The organism is Rhodococcus sp. (in: high G+C Gram-positive bacteria), assembly GCF_049299235.1.
GTDB lineage: Bacteria > Actinomycetota > Actinomycetes > Mycobacteriales > Mycobacteriaceae > Rhodococcus.
This window is the reverse complement of record NZ_JBAQXC010000235.1, coordinates 1-4692: the sequence shown is the minus strand read 5'-3', so window position 1 is coordinate 4692 and position 4692 is coordinate 1. Positions and strand designations below refer to the sequence as shown.

6 protein-coding genes and 1 riboswitch are annotated in these 4692 nt (G+C 68.6%); of the genes, 4 read left to right on the top strand and 2 right to left on the bottom strand.

From position 1 onward, the window contains the following. Window positions 1-63: 63 nt before the first annotated feature. Window positions 64-477, bottom strand: a complete 414-nt coding sequence (locus WAX14_RS13955) for a cold-shock protein (protein ID WP_422628654.1) — start codon at window positions 475-477, stop codon at window positions 64-66. A gap of 163 nt (window positions 478-640) precedes the next feature. Here WAX14_RS13955 and WAX14_RS13950 point away from each other — a divergent pair, with 163 nt between their 5' ends. The 3 genes from WAX14_RS13950 (at window position 641) to WAX14_RS13940 (ending at window position 2307) form a co-directional block, all read left to right on the top strand. Beyond that, window positions 641-883, top strand: coding sequence for a hypothetical protein (locus WAX14_RS13950; RefSeq protein ID WP_422628653.1), 243 nt, complete (start codon window positions 641-643; stop codon window positions 881-883). Continuing rightward, window positions 880-1254, top strand: a complete 375-nt coding sequence (locus WAX14_RS13945; protein WP_422628652.1) for a YccF domain-containing protein — start codon at window positions 880-882, stop codon at window positions 1252-1254. The genes WAX14_RS13950 and WAX14_RS13945 overlap by 4 nt, the downstream gene beginning before the upstream one ends. 298 nt (window positions 1255-1552) lie before the next feature. Further along, window positions 1553-1712: riboswitch (cyclic di-AMP (ydaO/yuaA leader) on the top strand. A 7-nt stretch (window positions 1713-1719) separates the two neighbouring features. After that, window positions 1720-2307 carry a transglycosylase family protein gene (locus WAX14_RS13940; protein WP_422628651.1) on the top strand — a complete coding sequence of 196 codons (588 nt, stop codon included), beginning with the start codon at window positions 1720-1722 and terminating at the stop codon, window positions 2305-2307. Between the two features lie 66 nt (window positions 2308-2373). On the opposite strand, the gene WAX14_RS13935 is transcribed toward WAX14_RS13940, so the two are convergent. Continuing rightward, entirely contained in the window at window positions 2374-2562 is a 189-nt protein-coding gene (locus WAX14_RS13935; RefSeq protein ID WP_422628650.1) for a hypothetical protein, read from the bottom strand. Window positions 2563-2621: 59 nt separating this feature from the next. Between WAX14_RS13935 and WAX14_RS13930 the strand changes: the two genes are divergently transcribed. Beyond that, window positions 2622-4692 (top strand): helicase-associated domain-containing protein (locus WAX14_RS13930; protein ID WP_422628649.1); only part of this gene is annotated, 2071 nt, incomplete at its 3' end.

Genomic DNA, 4692 nt, shown 5'->3' with positions numbered 1-4692 from the left:
CCGGTGCAGCCCCGGAGGCCCTCGTCGTATGAGCAGTGGCGGTCGTATGCGCGGTGACGACTGTCAGGCGTCGAGTTCGCGGGCGACGGCGCGCAGCACCTCGGAGATCCGCTGGGATGCTTTGCGGTCCGGGTACCGGCCGCGCCGCAGGTCCGGCTGCACCGCGGTGTCGAGCAGAGTGATCACATCTTCGATCATGCTCGCCAGATCTTCCGGATTGCGGCGTTCGCGGTCCGGGGCGTTCTCGCGACGGCCGCCCTTCTGCCGCATGGTGGGTTGTTCGAGCAGCTTCACGCTCAGAGCCTGCGGACCACGGCGGCCGACGGCCATGCCGAACTCGACACGCTGGCCCGGCTTGAGTCCGTCCACCCCGTCCGGAAGCGCGGATGCTCGGACGTAGACGTCCTCGCCCTCTTCCTGAGACAGGAAGCCGAAGCCCTTCCCGACGTCGTACCACTTCACCTTGCCGCTCGGCACTGCGTTCACCCGTTTCTCGACAGCCGTACCCAGGGGTACCTGTGGATATGCAAAACAACGCGCCCCGCAATCGGGTGCGGGACGCGTGGACGGCGCCAGTGTACCCCGGTTTCGGGGACCGACTGCCCGTGCGACCGTCACGTACCGGCATCGAGGAACTACCGTGGGCGGGGTGGGTACTTCCGATTCCTCTGCCGGGCCGAGCAACGGCCTGCTCAAAGCTGCGCTGGTGTGCTTCGCCGTCGGTATCGTCGCAGTCGTCGCCATCTTCTTGACTCCGGTCGTCACGGACGGCAAACCGGGCCTGGTGCTGTATCTGCTGACTGCGGCGTGGCCGCTGGGCTTCGTGTTGGCGATCACGTTTGCCCTGCGGTCGGGTCGTCGCGCGCGTGGAGGTGGATCGTGAAGTTTCTGCTCAATGTCATCTGGCTGATCTTCGGTGGGCTGTGGCTGGCGCTGGGGTACTTTCTCGCCGGCATCATCTGCTGTGTGCTCATCGTGACGATCCCGTTCGGTATCGCGGCGTTCCGCATCGGGGTGTACGCGCTCTGGCCCTTCGGCAAGACCGTGGTGGACAAGCCGACGGCCGGCGCCGGTTCGATGATCGGGAATGTGATCTGGGTGATCGTCGCGGGCGTCTGGCTCGCGATCGGGCATATCGCGACCGCGATCGCGATGGCGATCACGATCATCGGAATTCCGCTTGCCGTCGCCAACCTCAAGATGATCCCGATCTCGCTGATGCCCCTCGGCAAGGACATCGTTCCGGTCCGTTGATACCGACACGTCGTGTGATGTTAATCACATAACGACGACATAACGGTCCGGACTCGGATGCGTCCGACACCCCAAGATGGCGCACTACCTGCAGATTTTCCAGCGTGAGTATCCAGGTCACCGTACGGGCGCAGAAGATCGCGCGTTATCAATTGGTGACACTCCACCCTCCGACCCGTTACCGTCGAATCCGGTCGGACTGGTCCGGCCACCCCGGACCCGCCGCGCCAAATCCTGTCCCGCGGATCCGGACTCCCCACGAACCACCCAGGGGACAGGAAACGGGGGACCCACACGGTCTCCCAGGGAGCGGAAGTTCCCAGGAGGCACCCGGGCCGCGGCACCAGCAGCGACCCTCGGGGTGAAGCCGAATCGCTCCCAGTGGGAGCAACGCGGCCGGGCGACCTCTTCAGCCCGAACCCGACAGCTGACCTCGTAGGCGCGTGCGGAGAGGAAACCGGAACCATGAGCGGACGCCATCGCAAACCCACCAACACCGGCCGTACCGTCGCGAAGTTCGCGCTGACCAGCGCGGTTCTCGGCGTCACCGGCGTCGCGTTCAGCGGCACCGCCAACGCGGCCCCCGACTCCGACTGGGACCGCCTCGCACAGTGCGAGTCCGGCGGCAACTGGGGTATCAGCACCGGCAACGGCTACCACGGCGGACTGCAGTTCTCCCCGAGCACCTGGAACGCCTACGGCGGCCAGGAATACGCGGCGAGCGCCAGCCAGGCCACTCGCGACCAGCAGATCGCCGTTGCCGAACGAGTCCTCGACGGACAGGGCTGGGGCGCATGGCCGTCCTGCTCTTCGAGCCTCGGCCTGAGCAGCGCCCCGACACAGCGTGCGGTGCCTGCCTCCGGCACCCTCGCGGACACCGTCCAGGGCCAGAGCGCCACCGAGCAAGCTCCGACCCTGCAGGAGAACGTCCCGTTCCTCGCGCCGCAGAGCGCCAAGGCGGGATTCGCCCAGGGCATCGACGCGCTGCGTTCGGCCGGCATCCCGGTCGATCAGATCCTCGTCGACCAGGTCACCTCCATCCTGCCGAACTGACGTCGTACACAGAGAAGGGCCCCACACCGAACTTTCGGTATGGGGCCCTTCTCTGGGTACGGAGAATCAGCGATTGACGACGGTGTAAGGGTGCGTGTACGGGAGTGAATCGACCGGAACGGGAAACTCAGTCTCCTCACCGTACGGAGAGAGCGGCCCCGAACGCGTGGAGGACAGCTCGGTGACGGCAAGATCGCCGTCGACAAGCTCCGGCCACCCGCGATCGACGTACTGGTTCTTCGAAGTGTCAGCCATGCGCTCATTTTGGCAGGTGAGTTCGCGGCGGGCCACCTCAGGTCTCTAATCTGAGTCGGATGACCCACACCACCTCGTCCGGGCCGAACGCGCAACGGTCGCTCGCCCGGTGGCTCGCCGAACGCCGCGACTCCGCACTCGCCGCACTTCTGAAGGCTCGCCCCGATCTGGTGGTACCTCCGCCCGCCACCGTGACCGTACTGGCGAACCGCGCGCAGCAGCGGGCATCGGTGTTCCGGGCCGCCGACGAACTGACCACCGGCGACTTCGGTGTGATCGAGGCACTCGCCCAGCTCGGCGCCGCCGACGCGCCCGTCTCGCGACGCGCACTACGCGACCAGCTCGACGGACGCACCACCGCGAAAAACCTGGACCGCATCCTCGACCGGCTGCGCTCCCTGCTGCTCGTGTGGGGTTCCGCCGACGAGCTGTCGCTGGTACCGGCGGCCGCCGACACCGTGCCGTGGCGTATCGCGCGCACCGAATCCGACCTTCCGGACACCTCGGAACTCGAGTCTATGATCGCCGGACTCGACGATGCCCGACGCGGCATCCTCGACACTCTGGCCCGCACCTCCCCCGTCGGACGAACCAAGGACGCCGCACCCGGCACACCGGCGGACCGGCCGGTGCAGCAACTGATCGCCGCCGGGCTGTTGATCCGCCTGAACGACGACACCGTCGAATTGCCCCACCGCGTGGGACAACACCTTCGCGGCGAAGCGCCGTTCGATCCGGCTGCGCTCACGCCGCCCCCATCGGTGCCGGCGTCACACACCGTCGCCGACGTCAACGCGACCGCCGCTGGCGCTGCCCTCGAGGTGCTGCGGCACGCCGAGGAACTCGTCGACGCACTCGGGGACGGTCCCGCCCCCGCCCTCAAATCCGGGGGGCTCGGCGTACGCGAACTGCGCAGGCTCGCGAAGACGGTCGGCATCGACGAAACCCGAGCGGCACTGCTCGTCGAAGTTCTCGCCGCGGCCGGACTCATCGCGCGAGGTCTTCCCGATCCGGCGCCCCAATCCGACATCGACGACTACTGGACGCCGACCACTTCTGCCGACGGCTGGTCGAAAGCGACCACCGCGCATCGCTGGGCGGTGCTCGCCGGCGCCTGGCTCGACGCCGCACGGCGGCCGTGGCTCGTGGGTCGGCGCGACCAGAACGACAAGCCGATCGCCGCACTGTCCGAGGAAGTGCAGTCACCGGCTGCGGTGCGCGACCGGCGGCTGCTCCTCGAACTACTCGCCGAAACCCCCGGATCGGCACCCGATGCGGGGCAGATCCGCACGGCACTCGCCTGGCGGCGGCCCCGGTGGGCGGGTCGGCTCGGATCCGACGCGATCACCGAGACGCTGCGGGAGGCCACCGCGCTCGCCGTCGTCGCGCACGGATCGATCGCGTCCCCGGGCAAGGCACTGTTGCACGGCGGCGACGCCGAATCCGAGATGGCCGCCGTTCTGCCGGAACCGGTGGATCACGTTCTCGTGCAGGCGGACCTCACCGTGGTCGCACCCGGGCCTCTGCTACCCGATCTCGCCGCGCGCATCGCGCTCGTCGCCGACGTCGAATCGGCAGGAGCAGCGACGGTGTACCGCATCACGGAGGCCACGGTGCGGCGGGCATTGGATGCCGGGACCGGGGCAGACGACCTGCACGCACTGTTCGCCGCGCATTCACGGACACCGGTTCCGCAGTCCCTGACCTATCTCATCGACGACGTCGCGCGTCGGCACGGACGGTTGCGCACCGGCGTCGCGTCGTCGTTCGTGCGGTCCGACGATCCGGCACTGCTCGCCGAGGTTCTCGCGGCCCCGGTCGCCGACCGGCTGGCGCTGCGGGCGCTGGCCCCGACCGTCGCGATCTCCCAGGCTCCGCTGGCCGAGGTGTTGCAGGAACTGCGCGCGGCGGGGTTTTCCCCTGCCGGTGAGGATTCGTCGGGTGCGGTACTGGACCTGCGTCCACCCGGTGCGCGGGTGTCGGTGCCCCGCGCCCGCGCCCGCTATGCCGGGCCGACCGTACCGTCCGCCGAGCAACTCGACACCCTGGTGCGCACCCTGCGCGCCGGTGACCGCGCGGCGAGCGCGACCGCGTCGACGTCCGTGCAGGCGGACGGCAGCCGGACCGGCG